Annotated in this window: 11 protein-coding genes and 7 pseudogenes; 9 read left to right on the top strand and 9 right to left on the bottom strand. The window is 69.5% G+C overall.

Annotated features, from left to right (window positions below; all coding sequences use genetic code 11):
* Positions 1-45: 45 nt before the first annotated feature.
* Positions 46-1,128, bottom strand: coding sequence for an adenosine deaminase (add, locus tag OG714_RS01055; RefSeq protein WP_406117847.1), 1,083 nt, complete (start codon positions 1,126-1,128; stop codon positions 46-48).
* 58 nt (positions 1,129-1,186) lie between these two features.
* On the opposite strand from add, the pseudogene OG714_RS01050 reads away from it, so the two are divergent.
* The 3 genes and pseudogenes from OG714_RS01050 to istB all read left to right on the top strand — a co-directional run bounded on the left by OG714_RS01050 (position 1,187) and on the right by istB (position 4,494).
* Positions 1,187-1,971 (top strand): annotated as a pseudogene (locus OG714_RS01050) (transposase).
* 193 nt (positions 1,972-2,164) lie between these two features.
* Positions 2,165-3,703, top strand: coding sequence for an IS21 family transposase (gene istA, locus OG714_RS01045; RefSeq protein ID WP_406117846.1), 1,539 nt, complete (start codon positions 2,165-2,167; stop codon positions 3,701-3,703).
* On the top strand, positions 3,703-4,494 hold the full coding sequence (gene istB / locus OG714_RS01040; RefSeq protein ID WP_329556472.1) for an IS21-like element helper ATPase IstB: 792 nt from the start codon (positions 3,703-3,705) through the stop codon (positions 4,492-4,494). The genes istA and istB overlap by 1 nt, the downstream gene beginning before the upstream one ends.
* 112 nt (positions 4,495-4,606) lie before the next feature.
* Here the strand turns inward: istB and OG714_RS01035 are convergent.
* Positions 4,607-5,149, bottom strand: a pseudogene (locus OG714_RS01035) (IS5 family transposase); the annotation flags it as partial.
* Between the two features lie 135 nt (positions 5,150-5,284).
* On the opposite strand from OG714_RS01035, the pseudogene OG714_RS01030 reads away from it, so the two are divergent.
* From OG714_RS01030 to OG714_RS01015, 4 genes and pseudogenes are all read left to right on the top strand, one after another.
* A pseudogene (locus tag OG714_RS01030) lies at positions 5,285-5,791 on the top strand (ISAzo13-like element transposase-related protein); the annotation flags it as partial.
* 428 nt (positions 5,792-6,219) lie between these two features.
* Positions 6,220-6,804, top strand: a complete 585-nt coding sequence (locus OG714_RS01025) for a hypothetical protein (protein WP_406117844.1) — start codon at positions 6,220-6,222, stop codon at positions 6,802-6,804.
* Positions 6,805-6,818: 14 nt separating this feature from the next.
* A complete protein-coding gene (locus OG714_RS01020; RefSeq protein ID WP_406117842.1) occupies positions 6,819-7,604 on the top strand; it encodes an HNH endonuclease in 786 nt (261 codons plus the stop codon).
* Between the two features lie 132 nt (positions 7,605-7,736).
* Positions 7,737-8,900: pseudogene (locus OG714_RS01015) on the top strand (IS3 family transposase).
* Between the two features lie 160 nt (positions 8,901-9,060).
* Here the strand turns inward: OG714_RS01015 and OG714_RS01010 are convergent.
* From OG714_RS01010 to OG714_RS01000, 3 genes and pseudogenes are all read right to left on the bottom strand, one after another.
* Positions 9,061-9,433 (bottom strand): annotated as a pseudogene (locus tag OG714_RS01010) (transposase); the annotation flags it as partial.
* A 293-nt stretch (positions 9,434-9,726) separates the two neighbouring features.
* Positions 9,727-10,329, bottom strand: a pseudogene (locus OG714_RS01005) (ScbR family autoregulator-binding transcription factor); the annotation flags it as partial.
* Positions 10,330-11,390: 1,061 nt separating this feature from the next.
* Positions 11,391-12,548, bottom strand: a complete 1,158-nt coding sequence (locus tag OG714_RS01000) for a ScbA/BarX family gamma-butyrolactone biosynthesis protein (RefSeq protein ID WP_406117840.1) — start codon at positions 12,546-12,548, stop codon at positions 11,391-11,393.
* Between the two features lie 540 nt (positions 12,549-13,088).
* Here OG714_RS01000 and OG714_RS00995 point away from each other — a divergent pair.
* Both OG714_RS00995 and OG714_RS00990 read left to right on the top strand, forming a co-directional pair.
* Complete coding sequence (locus OG714_RS00995) at positions 13,089-13,295, top strand: acyl-CoA carboxylase epsilon subunit (protein ID WP_406117838.1); 207 nt, start codon at positions 13,089-13,091, stop codon at positions 13,293-13,295.
* A gap of 1,359 nt (positions 13,296-14,654) precedes the next feature.
* The gene (locus OG714_RS00990) at positions 14,655-15,536 is read left to right on the top strand and encodes a BTAD domain-containing putative transcriptional regulator (RefSeq protein WP_406117837.1); all 882 of its coding nucleotides are present in this window, start codon (positions 14,655-14,657) and stop codon (positions 15,534-15,536) included.
* A gap of 286 nt (positions 15,537-15,822) precedes the next feature.
* Here the strand turns inward: OG714_RS00990 and OG714_RS00985 are convergent.
* The 4 genes and pseudogenes from OG714_RS00985 to OG714_RS00970 form a co-directional block, all read right to left on the bottom strand.
* Positions 15,823-16,236, bottom strand: a pseudogene (locus OG714_RS00985) (type II toxin-antitoxin system VapC family toxin); the annotation flags it as partial.
* 31 nt (positions 16,237-16,267) lie between these two features.
* Positions 16,268-16,531 (bottom strand): type II toxin-antitoxin system Phd/YefM family antitoxin, encoded by a 264-nt coding sequence (locus tag OG714_RS00980; RefSeq protein ID WP_406117836.1) that lies wholly within the window; start codon positions 16,529-16,531, stop codon positions 16,268-16,270.
* A gap of 94 nt (positions 16,532-16,625) precedes the next feature.
* On the bottom strand, positions 16,626-17,072 hold the full coding sequence (locus OG714_RS00975; RefSeq protein ID WP_406117835.1) for a PIN domain-containing protein: 447 nt from the start codon (positions 17,070-17,072) through the stop codon (positions 16,626-16,628).
* Positions 17,069-17,311: a type II toxin-antitoxin system Phd/YefM family antitoxin gene (locus OG714_RS00970; protein ID WP_406117833.1), complete on the bottom strand. Its 243-nt coding sequence runs from the start codon at positions 17,309-17,311 to the stop codon at positions 17,069-17,071. The genes OG714_RS00975 and OG714_RS00970 overlap by 4 nt, the downstream gene beginning before the upstream one ends.
* Between the last annotated feature and the right edge of the window lie 1,011 nt (positions 17,312-18,322).

The raw sequence follows: 18,322 nt of genomic DNA, 5'->3' as shown, positions 1-18,322 counted from the left end.
ACATGCTCTTGATCAGCGCCAACAGGAAGACCTAACGGAGTCCTACTAAAGGTTGTCCCGCAATCTCTGGCTGGTCGTTTCAGAAGATGCCTTATGGTGCGGCGGTCGACATGCTTGCTGGGTTGGGGGTGCAGTTGCCTGGCCCGGGATGTCCAGCCATGCGCCGATGCGGGTGACCGCGTCTTCCACGGTGGCGCGCGGGGCGCCGGAAGCTTCGAGCGAGGTACGGGCCACGGCGGCGAGTTGGGGGTCGGTGAGGGATAACGCCGTGCGGGCTGTTTCGTACTCCTGCAGCACACCCGGACCGAACAGCAGAGGGTCGTCGGCGTTGAGGGTGCACCGGACGCCTGCTTGCAGCAGTAGCGGCAGGGGGTGCGCAGGCAGGGACGCAACGACCCCGAGGGCGACGTTGGAGGTGGGGCAGACGTCGAGGACTACGCCTTCCGCAGCCAGGCGGGCTAGAAGAGCCGGGTCTTCGATTGCCCGTACGCCGTGGGCGATCCGTCGGGCGCCGAGTACGTCGAGTGCGGCGCGCACGCTGGCCGGGCCGACAAGTTCCCCTGCATGAGGGGCGGGAATCAGCCCGGCATCGCGGGCGATGGCGAACGCCTCGGCGAACAACTCAGCGGTCTGGCGGGTCTCGTCTCCGGCCAGGCCGAAGGAAACCACCCCGTCACCTGATCGTCTGGCCGCGAGGCGGGCGGTCTCGACTGCATGTGACGGGTCCGCGTTGCGCCGGGCGAACACCAGAATGCCGAAGCCCACGCCCAGCCGGACGCCCGTGCGGCGGCCCTGGTCAATCACCTCGTCCAGCAGGTCGAGCGCGGCGTCCGGATCGTCCTCGTAGGTCAGGGGGTTGAAGTGCGGCTCGATCCATACCGCTCCGTCCGCGGCAGCATCCTCGACCACCTCGCGTACCAGCCGCAGAAGGTTCCTGCGCGGGCCCTCACGCACCAGCCGGGCAGCGGCGCCATGCAAGGCGTTGAAGTGCTCAAACGAGGTGAAGCCGCCAAAATGCGGCGGCCGTTCGTCACGCTCGTCCGCCAGCTCCGCGAGCGTGGCAGGACGCATCGCGCCTTCGAGATGAAGATGGAGATGGGCTTTCGGCAGACAGTCCAGGCTTCGCACGGGGCCTCACTCTATGGCTTCCCCCGTGACGGCTGTTGGGAGATGCAACCATCACGGCGTGGCTGGTGTGATTACGGCGTCGGTGCCGTCCTGGATAGAGCCCTTCACGGGGCTGACCCCGCGCTGCTTCGCCAAGCTGGTAGCCGAGATACGACGCGAGCAGGCTGCGGATCAACAGCGCGGGCGTCCCTGGAGTCTGCCGCTGGAGGACCGAGTTCTGCTGGTCACGGCATACTGGCGCACGAACTTGACGATGCGACAGCTGGCTGCGTTGTTCGGGATTTCCAAGTCGGCCGCAGACCGGATCATCGACCACCTCGGTCCACTGTTGGCGCTCCGGCAGCGAAGACGGTTCCGCAAGGACACTGTGCTCATCGTGGACGGAACCTTGGTGCCGACCCGCGACCGCACGCTCGCCGCGCAGTCCAAGAACTATCGCTACTCCACAGCCCACCAGGTCGTTATCGACGCCGACACCCGCCTGGTCGTCGTGGTCGGCCGACCCTTGCCCGGCAATCGACACGACTCCCGCGGGTGGGAGGAGTCCGGAGCCAAGGCCGCCGTCGGTACCACGATGACGATCGCCGACGGCGGCTACCAGGGGACCGGCCTGGTCATCCCACACCGACGCGAAAAGGGAAGCGACCTGCCAGCCTGGAAGGAGGAACACAACCGCTCCCACAAGCGAGTTCGCGCCCGCGTCGAGCACACACCTTCGCCCGAATGAAGGGCTGGAAGATCTTGCGTGACTGCCGCCTCAAAGGCGACGGCGTCCACCTCGCCATGCTCGGCATCGCCCGTCTACACAACCTCATCCTTGACGGACAGGCAACGAACAGCTAATCCCGCCCGCACCAACTCGAAGATCACTTTACGGGACAACCTTTAGTTGGTGTGGTTTGGGTGACGGCGGCCTCCGTAAGCTCCCCGGTGGCGGCCATCTACGGCGCATTTTGTGGCCTCGGGAATCCCCGCGTACGGCCAGATATTTCTCCCCGCTCGCCCCGAGTAGTCCCGCTCGGCGACGCTGGAGCGGGTGAAGAACAGCAGGGAGATCATGGAGATCCTTGAGGCATACGACCTCACAGGCAGTTACCGTGCGGCGGCCGAGCTGGCCGGGTGCGACCACCACACGGTGGCCCGTTATGTGAAGATGCGGGCGGCCGGTCAGCATCCTGACCAGCGCCGTCACCGGGCTCGCGCGATCGACGATTATCTGCCGAAGATCGAGGAGCTGGTGGTCCGCTCGCAAGGCCGTATCCGCGCGGACGTGGTCCACAAGAGGATCGCCGCGATGGGTTTCACCGGTGGGGAACGCACCACCCGCCGCACGGTGGCCGAGGCGAAAGCCCAGTTCAGGGCCGGTCTGCGCAGGGTCTACCGGCCGTGGGTGACCGAGCCGGGGCTCTGGATTCAGTACGACTTCGGCGACGGGCCGGTGATCAAGGGCCGCAAGACCACGCTGTTCTGCGCATGGGTGGCCTGGTCCCGTTTCCGCGTCGTCATCCCGATCTGGGACAAGACGTTGCCGACGATCACCGCATGTCTGGACGCCACCTTCCGCAGGATCGGCGGGGTCCCGGCCTATGTCCTTACGGACAACGAGAAGACGGTCACCATCGACCACGTCGCCGGGATCGCGGTCCGCAACCCGGAGATCGTCGAGGTCGCGAGGCACTACGGCACGACGATTCGTACGTGTCTGCCGGCGGACCCGGAAACCAAGGGCGGATCCGAGTCCACGGTGAAGATCGCGAAGGCCGATCTGGTGCCCCGGGACGTCAATCTGCGCGAACAATACAAGACGTTCGGCGAGCTGGAAGCCGCCTGCCGGCAGTTCTGCGAGGAGGTCAACTCCCGCACGCACAAGGCGACTCGACGCAAGCCGGTCGAGCGGCTCGCGGAGGAACAACAGCGTCTGCATCCGTTGCCGAGGCGGCCGTTCACCGCCGCCTTCGGCACCACCCGCCGGGTGACCTGGGAGTCGACGATCTCGGTCGACGCGGTCCGCTACTCAGTCCCGCACGAGCTGATCGACACCCGGGTCTGGGCCCGTTTCCACGGCGACGAGCTGATCGTCACCGCCGTCGACGAGACCGGCTCGGCCCACGAGGTCGCCCGCCACCCGCGCGGCGAGCCCGGCTCGCCGGTCCTGGAGGATGCCCACTACCCGCCGCGCGAAGACAAGGAAAGGGACCGCACTCCGAGGGCGACCTCCGCAGAGGAAGCTGCGTTCCTCCAGCTCGGCCCAGGTGCTGCGAGCTGGCTGGTCGAGGCCGGGGCTGCCGGGGTTCGCCGGATCAAGGCGAAGATGGCCGAGGCCGTCGCGCTCTCAAAGCTCTACTCCATAGCGGAAGTTGACCGGGCGCTCGGCACCGCCGCGGTCACCTCCCGCTTCGCGGACAAGGACCTTTTGTCGATCCTCGACTACCAGGCCGTTCACGGCCTGGCCGAGCCGGTCCGCCGCAGTGAGGCCCACTCGCTGCAGCCCGGCACCTCTGCCTGGTCCGCCCTCGGCGCCCCCGCCCCGAGCACTCCTGATCTTTCCGAGCACGACGAAAGCGACCACGTCTGATGGCCACCCCGATCCGCACCGTTCTCGGCACGAACGGCGACCCGCTCTCCGAGGCCATCGAGCTCACCAGACGGCTCAAACTGCCGCACATCCGCCGCTCGTTGACCGACATCATCCCCACCGCGAAGGCCCAACGCTGGGATCCCGCCGAGGTCGTCCGCGTCCTGCTGGCGGAGGAAGCCGCCGGCCGCGACCGGGCCAACCTGCACACTCGCCGCAAGCGGGCCGGGTTCCCCACCGGCAAGACCTTCGGGGACTGGCACGAGACCAAGTCGTCCATACCGCGGGCCACTCAGGACGCCCTCAAGAGCCTGGAATGGGTCGGCCGACGGGAGAATTTTTGTATTTGTGGACCGTCGGGGACGGGAAAGTCGCACTTCACCGAGGCCCTCGGGCAGACCGCGGTCGAGGCCGGCCTGACCGTCGCCTGGTTCACCATCGAGGACCTGGGGATGCTGGTCCGCCGGCACCGCGCGGACGACTCCATCGCCCGGGCCCTCGCGAAGATCGTCCGCTCGGACCTGATAATCGTCGACGACATCGGCCTGCTGCCCGTCTCCGAGGACGCCGCCGAGGGCTTCTACCGCCTGGTCGATGCCGCATATGAACGGCGCTCGATCGCGGTTTCGAGCAACCTCCATCCGTCCGGATTCGACGAGATCATGCCCAAGACCCTGGCCACCGCGACCGTCGACCGACTCCTCCACCACGCCCACGTCACGGTCACTCAGGGTGATTCGTTCCGGTTCACCGAGGCCACCACCGGAAAGGGAGTGAAGCCCTTCAGCTGATCCACGTGAATCGAAGGCGGGGAGAATATCTGGCCGCAAGCGGGGCGATCATGTCGTCCACCTGCGGGGATGCCTCACGGCCGCCAGCGGGGACGATCAAGAGGCCGTTGACAGTCACGCTGGGGTGCGACGCGGCGAGCTCGTCGAGGAGGCGTTTCCCGCCGGTTGAGTCGTGGACCGAGGCGGCAGTGACGATGACCGCGAGGACCAGGCCGAGCGTGTCTGTGGCGACATGACGCTTGCGCCCTTTGATCTTCTTGCCGGCATCGATGCCCTGACTGGCCTCGGCGACATTTGCGGAGGTCTTCACGCTCTGCGCATCGATGACAGCGGCCGACGGGGCCGCCGGCCGGCCCTGTGCGCGACGGGCCTTGTCACGCAGCAGGTCATGCACCCGCTGAGTCGTACCGTCCGCTTCCCACTTCGCGTAGTAGTCGTAGACGGTCTTGTACGGAGGGAAGTCGTGCGGCAGGTACTCCCACGGGATACCCGTCCGGTTGACATAGAGGATCGCGTTCACGATCTCCCGCAGATCGTGAATCCGCGCCGCGATCCCCGGCCCTGTCCGGTCTGCCCGCCAAGACACGAACACCGGCTCGATCAACGTCCAGCGGGCATCGGAGACATCACTGCGATACGGGCGTCGAGGACTCACAAGACACGCAACGACCCACCATCGTCCTGGGTCACAGCGAGTACCCCAAATCACCCGCAAAGCAGATCAGTTGTTCTCTTAGGGCTTGCCGGGAAACAAGTCGTGGCTTCCAGTTGCGGGACTCGTTGTTCTGGTATGGGGAGACCGGAGGGGATCGAGGCGGTCCTGGCTGCGAAGTTTCGGGTGTTGTTGCCGCATCTGGACGAGCGGCAGCGTCGGCTGGCCATAGGGGCGGAGGTGCTGTCGCTGGGGCATGGTGGGATCAGGCTCGTCGCTGCCGCGGCGGGGGTTCAAGAGGGTGCGGTCTCGCGCGGGGCGGCTGAACTGGACTCTGGTCAGGCTGTGTTGGGGTGGGTTCGTCGTCCTGGTGGGGGCCGGAAGAAGGCTGTGGTCCTCGGTCCGGGGCTGCGGCCGGTGCTGCTTGCGCTGGTCGAGCCCGACGAGCGGGGTGACCTGATGTCGTCGCTGCGGTGGACGACGGAGTCGACCCGGAGGCTGGCGGTGGAGCTGACCCGGCAGTGCCACCGGGTCTCCGCTGATACGGTCGCCGGCCTGCTGCGGGAGGAAGGTTTCAGTCTGCAGGCCAACGCCAAGACCATCGAGGGTGCTCAGCACCCGGACCGGGATGCCCAGTTCCGCTACTCAACGAGCAGGCACAGCCCATCTTTTCCTTCATGCCTCGACATCAGCGCATGCTCGACGGCAAGAGCCGACCAATCACACTCGCCGAACTCAAGGAGTTCGTCGACGCCGCCACCAGCAACGGCACAGATGGGAAACGATCGCTGCATGCGGAGGATGGTCAGCGGGAAGATCAAGAAGATATGGATCGACGTGTCAGGCCCCGACAAGTAGCCGCCGCAGACACATGCTCAAGCCCCAGCCGGTGAGTAGTCGGCTGGGGCTTCGTCGTGTCAGCGTTCGCCGCCCGGCGCCGGGGCAGAGGTGACCCCACGGGATGTGCAGCGCCGGGCGGCGGACCTCAACATCACAAGACGGCCACACGACCCCGCATCGCCCCACACGGGGCGCGATGATGCACCCTCAGCATCAGCACGCCCGGGGGGACCATGAACGCCCGCACAGCCGCCTGCGCGGCTCTGCTCATCGCGGCCGCCACCGCCTGCAGCAGCAACACCAGCAGCGACGACAGCAAGGCGCCCACGACTGCCGCCAAGCCCTCCAGCACGGCCACCACGACGGCGGTCGCCAAGCTCAAGGCCCTCGCCATCGGCGGTGGCCGCCACTGGTCGGACACCGACCTCGACGGCAGCCACATCAGCGCCACCACCAGCGTCATCAGCTATACCCAGCCGGCCAAGGTCGACCTCTCCGACGCGCTCGCCGACTTCCCCAATCCGACCTGGGCCATCCTCGAAGTCAAGGTTTGCGCCGACGCCACCAGCACCAACGTCATGGTCGCCCAGAGCCCGTGGGCCCTGGGCTACCCCGATGACACCCGGATCCAGGCACCCGGCGTCAGCGGCGCCGGCATCCCCAAGCCGGAGTACCCCGTCGAGAGCACCGCCGTACAGCCTGGCACCTGCCTGCGCGGAAAGATTACGTTCAGCATGGCGAAGGGCACCCGTCCCGACCGGATCATCTACGGCCCTGGCGGCCGCGACCCCGTCACCTGGACCGTGCCCAAGGCGTAGCCGAGGAGGCGCCCGTGGCCGGCAACCCACGCAACGGGCGCCTATACCGCCGGCTGTGTGCCTGGCTCCGAGCCCAGCGCTTCCCGTGCGCACGGTGCGGCCACAACATCGGATACGAGCTGCATGCCAAGCAGCCGCTGTCGTTCACCGTCGACCACGTCGTGCCGCTGTCCAAGGGCGGCGCACGCCTCGACCCCGACAACGCCGCGCCTATCCACGGCGCCCTCCCCGCGGCTCCACGTGCGGGGACAGGCTGGCGGACGCACGCTGAAGTCATGAACAGCCCGATCCCGCCAGGCCCTCCGGACGGGCCACTGCAACCCCCGGACCGCGGCGACAGGACTCAGTCGGAGCCATGTCCAGCGCGCCCCCGCTGGAAGGTCCTCACCCATGCGGGCGCGGCTCTCGTCGGTCTCTTCGTCGGTGTGCTGATCGGCGTCACGAGCAACTCCAGCAGCGACAAGGCAGCACCTTCAGCGACGGTCACCGCGACCGTGACCGCCACGCGCGCGGCCACCGACAGCACCCCGTCGGCAGCCGGCAAGGTTTCCTCGGGTGGGTTCCCTGGCGATGGCACGTACGTCGTCGGTAACGACATCAAGCCGGGCACCTACCGCAGCGGGGGCCCGCAGGGCGGCCTCGTCACCAGTTGCTACTGGGCCAGGCTCTCCAGCACCTCCGGCGAGGTGAAGGACATCATCGCCAACAACGCCACCAGCGGCCAGACGACCGTCACGATCGCCGCCACCGACAAGGCGTTCAACACCACCGGCTGCAAAGCCTGGAAAGAGATTAGCTAGCGGGAAGCCGTACGACCAGTCTGGCGCGCCCGGCCGCTGAGCCATCTGCCCGGGTAACCCCTGGGGTCTGGTGCACGATCGGGTGACATCTGAAATGGCTTGCCCTGTGGGGTGGGTGGGAAGGATGTCGCTGTGCCCAAGCCTTATCCGCAAGAGTTCCGCGAGGACGTCGTACGGATTGCGAGGAACCGCGGTCCGGGCGTGACGGTCGAGCAGGTGGCCGCCGACTTCGGAGTGCACGCGATGACGCTGTGGAAGTGGATGCGTCGCGCGGACATCGATGACGGGACCAAGTCCGGAACGACCGGCCAGGACAACGCGGAACTGCGGGAAGCGCGTCGGCGGATCAAGTTGCTGGAGCAGGAGAACGAGGTCCTGCGCCGGGCCGCGGCCTACCTGTCGCAGGCTCATCTGCCGGGAAAAGGGTCTACCCGCTCGTGAAAGAGCTGGCCACGGGCGGAATTCCCGTCACGGTCACGTGCAGGGTCCTGAAACTCGCCCGCCAGCCCTACTACCGCTGGCTCGAACGTCCCGTGACCGGTGCCGAGTTCGAGCAAGCCACACGCGCGAACGCGTTGTTCGACGCTCACCGCGAGGATCCGGAATTCGGCTACCGGTTCCTGGCCGACGAAGCCCGCAGCGCGGGATCCGGCATGGCCGACCGGACCGCGTGGCGGATCTGCCGGGACAACAACTGGTGGAGCGTGTTCGGCAAGAAGCGCGGCAGTACCGAGAAAGCCGGCCCACCGGTGCACGACGACCTCGTCCGCCGTGACTTCACCGCGACCGGCCCGAACCGGTTGTGGCTCGCCGACATCACCGAACACGTCACCGGCGAAGGCAAGTTGTATCTCTGTGCGGTCAAGGACGTCTTCAGCAGGAGGATCGTCGGCTACTCGATCGACACGCGGATGAAGTCCCGCCTGGCCGTCACAGCCCTCAACAACGCTGTTGCCCGGCGTGGACACGTCGACGGGTGCATTCTGCACAGTGATCGCGGATCGCAGTTCCGCTCACGGAAGTTCGTCCGGGCCCTCGACCACCACCGGATGGCCGGCTCGATAGGGAGGGTCGGCGCGGCAGGCGACAACGCGGCCATGGAGTCCTTCTTCAGCCTGCTGCAGAAGCAACGTCCTCGACCGCCGATCGTGGGCCACCCGCGAGGAACTGCGCATCGCGATCGTGACCTGGATCGAGAGGACCTACCACCGGCGCCGCAGACAAGCCGCACTCGGCCGGCTGACCCCCGTCGAATTCGAGACCGTCATGACCACACCGGCCCTTCAGGCCGCGTGACCGAACCTGTCACCCAAACCTGCAGCAGACCCGGCTGTGATCAGCGGCTTCTGTGATCGTCTCCCATAACCCGGTTCTGGTCGTCTGCTCAAGCTCAGGCTGCTGCCTTCTGCTGCAGGTAGTACGGAGCGAGGTCGCGCCGTTCGGCGGGACGGGTTTTGCTGTGGGTGAGACGCCGGGTCATTGGCGTGATGGCCGCCCACGTGATCAACGATTCGCTCATCTCGGGGAGCTGTTCGTGGTCGCGGAAGTGCCGGCGGGCTCGCATGATCCACGACTGGGAACGCCCGGCCACCCAGCGGCGCGGGAGGGCGACGAAGGCCTTCGCGTCCGGGTGGACGCCGGACCGTTTTGATGGTGATGTCGAGGTAGGTCTTGGCCCAGGTCACAAGCTTCACGGCGTAGGCGGAGTCGGCCCGGACGATGGCGATCTCGGGGTGGATGCGTGCGAGGCGGAACAGCAGTTCCTTGGCCGCGCCGCGGTCGGTCACGTTGGCCGCTGTCACCATCACCAGCAGCACCAGACCACTAGTTGGTGTGGTGTGGCTTGGGGTTGTTGTTTCTGTTGTTGTTGTCAGGCTGCTTTGTCATTTTTTGTTCTGGTGTTCTGTGTTTCCTTGGTTTTGTTTTTCTCCGTTGTTTCTTCGTCCTCTTTGTTGTTTCTGTCCCTGCTGCTGTGGCTGTCTCCTTCGTTCCCGTTGGTGTTCCTGTTGGTGTTCTCGTTGTTGTTCCCGGTGGTGTCTCCTTCGTCCTCGTTGTTGTCCCCGCTTTCGCTGCTCTCGTTCTCGTTGTTGTTGTTGTTTGTGGTGGTGGGGGGCCAGGGGTGGGGGGTGAGGTTGAGGGTGGTGAGGGTGGCGGGGTGGGTGATGGTGGGGAGGGTGTGTTGGAGGAGGGTGGTGATGGTGGTGGGGAGGTTTTGGTAGTTGGTGGTGGCTTGGGACATGGCTTGGATGCCGGCGAAGGCGCCGACGAGGATGTGGGCGGTTTCTTGGGGGTTGACGTGGGGGAGGAGTTCGCCTTGTTGTTGGGCTTGGGTGAGGAGGTTGGTGACGATGGTGGTCCAGTGGTGGAAGGGGGCGGTGCGGTCGAGTCCGTCGGCGCGTTGGTCGAGGGTGAGGCGGACGCCGGCGCGGACGAGGGGGTCTGTTTGGAGGCGGTGGGCGTGGAGCATGGTGGTGTTGATGAGTTCTTGGGTTTTGCAGGGGTGTGGGGGGACGGTGAGGTTTTGGTCTTGTCCGGCGAGGACGCCTTGGGCGAGTTGTTCTTTTGATTTGAAGTGGAAGTAGAGGGCGCCTTTGGTGACGTTGGCGGTGGTGAGGATTTCGCTGATGGTGGCGGCTTGGTAGCCGCGTTCTTCGAAGACGGTGGCTGCGGCCATGAGGATGGTGTGGCGGGTGCGGATGGCGCGGTCTTGTTTGGGTGCTGGCATGGTGTGGCTTCTTTCGTTGCGGGTGGGGTGCCCGCTGGTTTAAAAATACCGTCCAGTTCGTATAGTCTACGGGGTTCGGTGTGGGGGGTGGGGGGTTGTGTGGTGATCGGTTGGCGGGGTGGTCGGGGTGGGGGTGGGGGTGGGGTGTTGGTTTCCTGTGGGTGAACCCACATTTTTTGTGGCGATTTGTCAGTGTGTGTATGTGTTTGTTCTGTGTGGGGTCGGTTCCTTGTTGTAGGGGGTGGCGTTTGCGGGTGGGTGGCGGGTTCGGTCGGGCCGGTGGTGGGGGTGGGGTCCTCGGCGGGGGCTGTGGTGCCGGGTGGTGTGATGCCGGTTTGTTTCTGTGGTCCGGTCGGTGGCCCGTCGGGTGTGGGTGCCGGCTGTGGGTCCGGGGTGGTCTCGCTGCTGGTGCGGGGGTGTTCGTGGTGGGTTGTCGGGTTCGTGGTCCGGGTTCCGGTGGACGGCCGGGGGCTGTGTCGGCTCCAGGTCCGGCGGGCCGGCCGGCGGAGCGGGGTGGGGTGAGAAGGCCCTGCTCGGGGGCTGGGTTCTGGCGGTCGGTGGGTTTTCCCGGCCGGTGTCACCGCGGGCAGGTGGTGTTCCCGGTGGCCGGTTCGTCGTTCGGCGGTCTGTTGCCCGTGCTGTTCGGGTGGTGAGGCGGCGGCGCGGGCGGGTGTCCTGGGTGGTGTCGTGATGTGTGCCGGTGTGTCCGGGCGGCGGACTGTCTGGTGCCGGGGGTGCCGGGGGTGCCGGGGGTGCCGGGGGTGCCGGGGGTGCCGGGGTGTGTCGTGCCGGTCGGGGGGCCGGGGTTTCTCGTGTGTTCGCGGCGTGGTGTCGCGGTGGGGGGTGTGGGCCGGCGCGGGTGCCGGGTCCGGGTGGTGTCGGGGTGTGTTGCCTGTTGCCCGGGCTGGTGTCGCCGGGAGTGGTGGCCTGTGTGTGGGGGCGGGTCTTTCTTGTCCGGGGCGGCGGGGCCGGGGCGGTGGGGGCGTGGGTCCGGTGTGCGTGCGGGGTGTGGGGGTGGGCCGGCCGGGGCTGGGGTGCCGCTGTGGTTGGTGGTTGGGGGGTTAGGGGGTGGTGGCGGTGATGGTGGAGTGGAAGACGGGGCGGTTGTTCTGGTGGCAGGTGATGTGGATGGTGTGGTGGGTGTCGGGGTGGGTGGGGTGGGGGGTGGGGGTGGTGTGGGTCTGGAGGTGGCAGGGGGTGTCGAGTTCGGCGTAGTTGGTGAAGGTGGTGGTGAGGGTGAGGGGGAGGGTGGGGTGGCCGAGGTGGGCGGTGGTGGCCTGGCGGGCGGCTTCGAGGAGGACCATGCCGGGGACGTGGTCGACGGGGTGGTCGAAGAGGACGGGGTGGCGGGTGTCGGCGCGTAGTTGCCAGGTGTGGGGGTGGGGGGTGGGGGTGAGGACGACGTCGGTGGGGGAGGTGCGGCCGACGGTCTGGGGTGCGGTGGGGGCGGTGAGGGGGAGGGGGGTGGTGTGGGTGCGGGTGCCGCGCAGGCGCTGGTAGACGGCGGGGGGTGTGCAGGTGCAGGAGGCGTCGGCGCGGGCGAGGGTGTGGCCGTCGCGGCGCAGGGTGCTGGTGTAGCGCAGGGAGGAGACGCGGCCGCGGCGGCGGGTGATGTCGGAGCAGGTGACGTCGATGGTGAGGGCGGCGGGTGCGGGGCCGACGTGGAGGTGTGCGGGGTCGACGGTGAGGGCGAGGTCGTGCATGACGAAGCTGTGGTCGAGGGGGACGCCGTATTCGGTGTGGGCGAGCAGGAGTCCGCTCTGGCGGATCGTCTCGGCGGCGATGAGGGGGTCGTGGCGGCCGTTGATGGGGGTGAAGAAGGAGTGGCCGCGCGGCCACTGGGCGCTGACGGTGAAGCGGTCCTCGCCGGTGCGGTGCCAGTCGGTGAGCAGGACCTCGGCGACGGAGGCGCGGTGGACGAACTCCTTGGGGACGGTCCGGGTCAGGGACAGGTGACCGAAGGCGTCACCGGCCCCGGACACCCCCGCCGCACCCGCCGTGCCTGCCGCACCCCCGGACATCGCCGTACCCGCGGACGCTCCGGCACCCGCGGACGCCCGGGCACCCGTGCCCGTGGTGTGCGTGGCGGGTGAGGTCTCCGGGGTGCGTGCGGCGGGTATGACGGGTGCGGCAGGGGTGGCGGGTGCGGTGGGTGCGGTGTCCGGGGCGGGCGGTGTGGCGGGGGCCGGGCGGTGGGCGTGGAACGTGGGTGCGGACATGGTTCCCCCTGGGCCGGGATCGGGACGGATCGGATGAGGTACGGGGCCCCGCGGTGCCCCGCCGTGCAGCACGGGACAGGGCGGGGTGGAGCGGGGTGGGGCGTGCGGTGCCGTGCTCGTACGGGACGGTGCGGTGCGGTGCGCCGGCATGGTGCGGCGGTGCGGTGCACTCGTGCGGTGTGGTGCCGTGCCGTGTGGTGCGGTGTGACGCGGTGTCCGGACCAGAAGATACATACCACTCGGTTTTCTTTCTAGGGGTATCGGGGCTTCCGGGGGCACGGGATGTGGAGGAACCCGCTCCGTGCCGGGTGGCCGGAACTGTGCCGGGCTCCCGTCGTCGGGCCGGCGGGGGCGTGTGGTGCGGGCGGCTTCGCGGGGTGGGCGGCGGGAGCCTGGTACGGGGTGCGGGGGCGGCCCGCCGGGGGTGCGGTGTGTCCGGTGCGGGGGCGGGGCGGGGTGGTTCTCCAGCGGTGCGGGAGTGGTCCTCCAGCGTGCCGGCGCAGGGTGGCCGCACGTCGGGATGAAGGGGGTGCGGGCCGGGTGAGCAGCGCGGAGAGCGTTTTCCGGGTGGAGCGCGGGCGGGCGAGCAGGGAGGAACTGGCGGCGCTGTGCGCCGTGCTGTGCGCGGTGCTGGCCGCCCGCGCGGACGACGGCGGCGACGGGAGCGGCACCGGGCCGGCGCGGGATCAGGCGTGGCACCCGGAGCGGACGGCCGCGGCCTACCGCCCTCCCCGGGCCTGGCGGTGACGGCCCGGGAATCCTGCGGAGGTGGCCGGTTCGGCAAGGGCGTCTCCCACCCCCTCATATAAACCACGCATGCGGTTTGTTACGGTGAGGTGACGTCGTCCGGTCATGCGGTGAGGGAGGGGTACGCCGCGGAAGGAGTGCCCGGCGGCCCGTCCCGCCCGATGGGCGGCGCGGGTGCCCGTGCGTGCCCGGGAGGGCGCCGGCACCCGCACGTGCCGGCCGGCACCCGCACGTATCGGCCGGCCGAGGCGCCTTCCGGCGCGGGTGTGGTGTGGTGCGGGTGTGGGTGTGGGTGTTGTTCCCGGAAGTGCGGGGCGATCCTGCGGTCTCCGGTGGTGCGGAGTGCCCGGGTGCGGGGCGGGCGGTGTTGTCCGTGGTCCGGCGCCGGGTGCCCCGCACCTGCCCCGCGTGGCGCTGCGCGCCGGCCTCGGCACCGCCGGCACCTCGCTCCTCCGTCTCTGGAGGCCGCCCGGTGGCTTCCGGCGGCCGCCCATCCGCCGCTTCCTGCCCTACCGAGCTTCCGGCGATCCGCCGTACGGCAGGGGTGGCGGCACGCTTCCAGCCGTACGTCCCCCTCCCCGGGAGGGTGTCCGACGGTGTCTTCGGGGTTCCCGCCGGTCGCGGACGGGGCCCGCCGCACAGCGAAGGGCGCGGTGAAGGCCGGGCGGGCGGCCCCCCGTCCCGGCCCCCTCCCGCGCACATACCTCCGCCCGGATCTGTGGGGGCGGGAGCGGAGTTCCGGCGGTTACCCGGGCCGCCCCCGCCCGGCACCCCGGCCCCGGCCGGCCCGCGCCCCACCCCGACGCCCCCGCACGTACGCCGGACCCATCCGCCCCCCACCACCCCGGACCGGAAAGACCCGCCCCCCACGGTCCGCGCTCCCGGCGATGCAAGCCCGGGCACCACACGACCGCCCGACATCACCCGGACACGGCACCCAGACCACGGCCCGCACCCCCGCCCTGAATCCCGCGCCCCCCGTACCGCTCAGCCCCGCGCTCCGCGCCCGCCCTGAACCCCGCGTGCCCTCTTGCCCCCGTGTCGCTCGCCCCCGAGCTCCCGTGCCGGTTCCCCGTGCGCTCGCGTGAACTCCTGGGCGGGCGGTTCGCCCCGTGTCCCGCCCGGGGTGGGCCCGGGTCCTGGCGGGGGTCGGGGCGGGTCCTGGCGGAGGTCGGGGCGGGGGCCGGGTTGGCCGGATCTGTGCGTTCCCGGGGGTGGGTTGTCCACCCGGCATTGACAAACCGTCCGTGCTGTTTTTTTATCGAGGGGTTCCGGTGCGGTGACGGCCGGGGCGTTGGGCGGTCCCGGAGTGCGGGGCCGTGGACCTGCTGTCGTGGCGGCCTCGTGGGGGAGTTGGGTGTGGACATCGAAGTGCTGGGCGCGCTGGCGGTGCGGGTGAACGGTGTGTCGGTCGTGCCGACGGCGCCGAAGCCGCGGCGGGTGCTGGGTCTGCTGGCCCTGCACGCCGATCAGGTGGTGGCGGTGGGTGCGCTGGTCGAGGAGCTGTGGGGGGCGCTGCCGCCGCGCAGTGCGCGCACCACCCTGCAGACCTACGTCCTGCAGCTGCGGGAGCTGATCGGCGTGGCGCTGGCCGCACCAGAACCACAACAGCGGCAGGAGCGGGGGGAGCAGCAGGAGGGCGGTGGGGGCGGGCGGCTGGGGGCCAAGGATGTTCTGGCGACCGTGCCGGGCGGTTACCGGCTGTCGACGCGTGGCGGCACGGTCGACCACCGGGAGTTCGAGCGCCGTGCGGGGACCGGTTACCGGGCGATGGACGCCGAGGACTACGCGGGGGCGGCCCGCCGTCTGGCCGGTGCGCTGGATCTGTGGAGCGGGCCGGCGCTGACCGGTCTGCAGGCCGGCAGCCAGATCGGCATGGAGGCCCGGCGGCTGGAGGAGGCCCGGCTGTGCGCGCTGGCCCAGCGCATCGACGCCGACCTGCGCCTGGGCCGTCACCGTGAGCTGCTGCCGGAACTGACGGTGCTGGTCAGCCGGCACCGGATGCACGAGAGCCTGCACGGCCAGTTCATGGTGGCGCTGCACCGCGCGGGCCGGCGCGGCGAGGCCCTGGACGTCTACCAGCGGCTGCGCACCACCCTCGTCACGGAACTGGGCCTGGAACCCTCGGCGCCGCTGGGCCGCCTGCAGCGCTCCATCCTGACGGCCCGCCCCGACAGCGCCCCCGTGACCGCCCCCGCCGCCGGCGGCACGACCCCACAGCTCACCGCCCGCCCGGCCTGACCCGGCCCGGTCTGTGTCCTTCTCGGCCCGCGGGGTTTTGCCCACCGTGGCCGGAACTGCCCGGAGTTGGGAATGTCCGCCTCCTGCAGGGCCTCCAGGATGCGCCGAGCCCTCCTCGCCGGCCGTCGGCCGAGGCTTGGGGGCCGCTTGCCGGCGTACTGCGGTGAGCCGCCTCACGTCGTGGCCGGGCCCTGGCAGCCGTTCGGGATTCGCCTCTGCCGTCGCAGAGGCGGCCCCGGTCCGCGCCCGCCTCTCCCGCGACGTGTCCGGATGCGGTGGCGTCCTGCCGGTCGTGGAGCGCTTTCGGGCGGGCGACCGCAACGACGGTGAGCAGGCCGTCCAGGCCGGTGAAGTCCGTCGGGGTCGGTGGTGAACAGGGGCGGGCCCTCCGCGACGGCGACCGAGGTGATCGTCAGGTCGGCGATGCGGCGCCGGGGCTGACGGCCCGCGCTGATGACGGCGGCGCAGACCTGGCCGTGGACGCGGGCGGCTTCCACGTCGAAGGGGACGGGGCCGAACCCGTTCTCGGCGCGCTGGAGGACGTCGGTGCGGCGGGCGCGTTCGGCGTGCTCGTCGTAGTCGTCCTGTTCGGCGTTGCCGCGGACGGGGTGGGGCCTGCGGAGAGTTCGGCCAGGGTGATGGAGGTGATGGCCATCTCGGCGGGCAGTTCCGCGGGGTCGATCCACTTGCGGAGAATCATGATGTTGGTGTGCAGGAGTCCCTGTCGGTGCTCACCGGGCACAGGGGGCGTCCGGCTCCTGCTCGGCGGTGGCGTCCTGGTCTGTGCGGAAGGCGTCCGGGAAGATGTCGGGGGCGGCGCGGGACATGGCGGCGAACTCGTCGCGCGGGACGAAGTGCCGGCGCAGGGGGATCAGTTCGCCGATGCGATGGCCGTCGCGGGTGACGGTGAAGGACTGGCCGCCCTGAACGGCGTCCATGATCTCTCTGGATCTGGTGCGCAGGTCGCGCTGGGTGATTTCGGGCTGGGCGATCACAGCCTCACCGTAACCGGGTAGCACACCGCTGGGGGCAAGCTGTATGCGGTGTTGGGTCGGGATCGGACTGGCGCGGCCTTCCGGCCTGCGCGGGCTACAAATCGTCAGGCAGGAGACGAAAGGCCGGATGGCCGGTCAGGGGACGGATCATCCGGAAGTGGCGGTCGGTGGTGAACATGGCGTCGGTGCGGTAAGCGGCCGCCAGGGCCACGTTCATCGCGTCGGTCAAACCGATGCCTTTGCCGCCGTCGGCGTCCGCGTACCCCTCGGCGACGGCGATCGCCGCACTCAAGTGCGCGCTGACGGCCGGGACTTCGAACCGACGGGTAGCCGTGTTGCGCTCGATGAACCGGGCTGCCGCCAGGGCCTTGCGGGTTCCCGCGCGCGCTGTGATCAGGTAGTCCAGCTCGGCCAGGACCATGGGGGAGATGACCAGATGGCTGACCGCAGCCAGGGCCTTCTTGTGTTCCTGATGGCCCGTGAGGTTAGGGTCGAGCAGACGGTACAGGGCGTTGGTGTCGGCGATCACGACCAGGCTCATGCCCCCATCCCCCTGAGCGTTTCCTCGATCTCGTCGACGGTGAGGTCGGGCAGGCCGAGGTCGGGCAGCTCTATGTCACCCATGGGGCTGGTCGGGTACGGGGGAACGTCGTTTTCGGTGATGGGCACGACCCGGGCGACGGGAGTGCCGTTCTTGGTGACGGTGACGGTCTCGCCGCGCGCCGCTGCGGCGAGGATCTGTGAGGACTTCTGGTTGAACTCGCGGGCGGTCGTCTCCATGTCCTACATGTTACTACATGGGAGAGGTTCGGATAGGAACGGACCGGCAGAAGGCGGAGGGGGCGGCGCGTCCCACCGCTTCCGATCGGCGAAAACGTCATTGATGCGGCCGGGGGTATCAGGTCGACCGCGATGCCGGCCCGGCCATGGGCCGGTTGCCGGTTGTTGTGTGAACCGGCTCCGGCCCGGCAGTCCGAAGAAGGCGGCTTGCTGTCCAACTGCTCCCGAGGGGGCAATGAGCCCGCCGCCGGCCTCGTCCTGACCGGAACGGCGACGGACATGCCGGGACCCCGGCGGATCCGCGGCCACCGGCTTCCCCGTCCGGTACGGAGCCGGCTGCACCGCGTGAACGACGGATGCGGCAACCGGGCCCCGGAACCCGCCTGGCCCGCGCCGGACCTCGAGCGCACCCGGACCGTCACCACCCACTGCCCCGACACACGCCCCCACCGCGCCCCGCGCCCTCGTGTCCCCGCGCCCTCGTGCTCCGGCATCCGGACATGAACGGGACCGCGCGACCCGGCCGGGCCGCCAGCACCGCCCCGGGAAACGACCGGCACCCCGTCCGCCCCCTGAAGCCTGCCCCGCCCTGTCCGACCGTGCACCCACTCACCTCCGGGACCGCACGTCCGGGGGCCTCCAACAGGCCACCCCTGCCGCGCTGTTGCCCGCCCCGGCAAAGAAGCGGGGCGCCGTCCCGGATGCTGCCCCCGGCCCGTGCCCGCCCCTCCCGCGGTGCTCTCCCCGCCCGCTCCCGGGCGGTTCTCCGGGACCATTGCAAAGAACCGTCCACCCGGTATATTTTGGCGGCGTCCGCACCCCTGGACGGTCGCGCGCGGCCCCGCAGAACCCGTGCCCGGGCCGCGCCGGAAGATGCCGCGGGAAGCCGCAGGAGGGCCGGCAGAGGCAGCCGTAAGACAGTCGGAAGACGGTCGGAGGGCAGGAGATGGAGGGGGAGGGAGGGGGAGGCGCCGTGCCGCGCAGCGCACGGTGTCGTGCGGGCTGCCGTAC

The organism is Streptomyces sp. NBC_00989 (assembly GCF_045162655.1).
Taxonomy (GTDB): domain Bacteria; phylum Actinomycetota; class Actinomycetes; order Streptomycetales; family Streptomycetaceae; genus Streptomyces.
This window is presented reverse-complemented; position numbering and strand designations above follow the sequence as displayed.

Bases quoted from the DNA above. Each gene is read 5' to 3' on its own strand.
- OG714_RS00970 (WP_406117833.1), bottom strand. From the start codon at position 17,311: ATGGAGACGACCGCCCGCGAGTTCAACCAGAAGTCCTCACAGATCCTC.
- istB (WP_329556472.1), top strand. From the start codon at position 3,703: ATGGCCACCCCGATCCGCACCGTTCTCGGCACGAACGGCGACCCGCTC.
- OG714_RS01025 (WP_406117844.1), top strand. From the start codon at position 6,220: ATGAACGCCCGCACAGCCGCCTGCGCGGCTCTGCTCATCGCGGCCGCC.
- OG714_RS01000 (WP_406117840.1), bottom strand. From the start codon at position 12,548: ATGTCCGCACCCACGTTCCACGCCCACCGCCCGGCCCCCGCCACACCG.
- OG714_RS00975 (WP_406117835.1), bottom strand. From the start codon at position 17,072: ATGAGCCTGGTCGTGATCGCCGACACCAACGCCCTGTACCGTCTGCTC.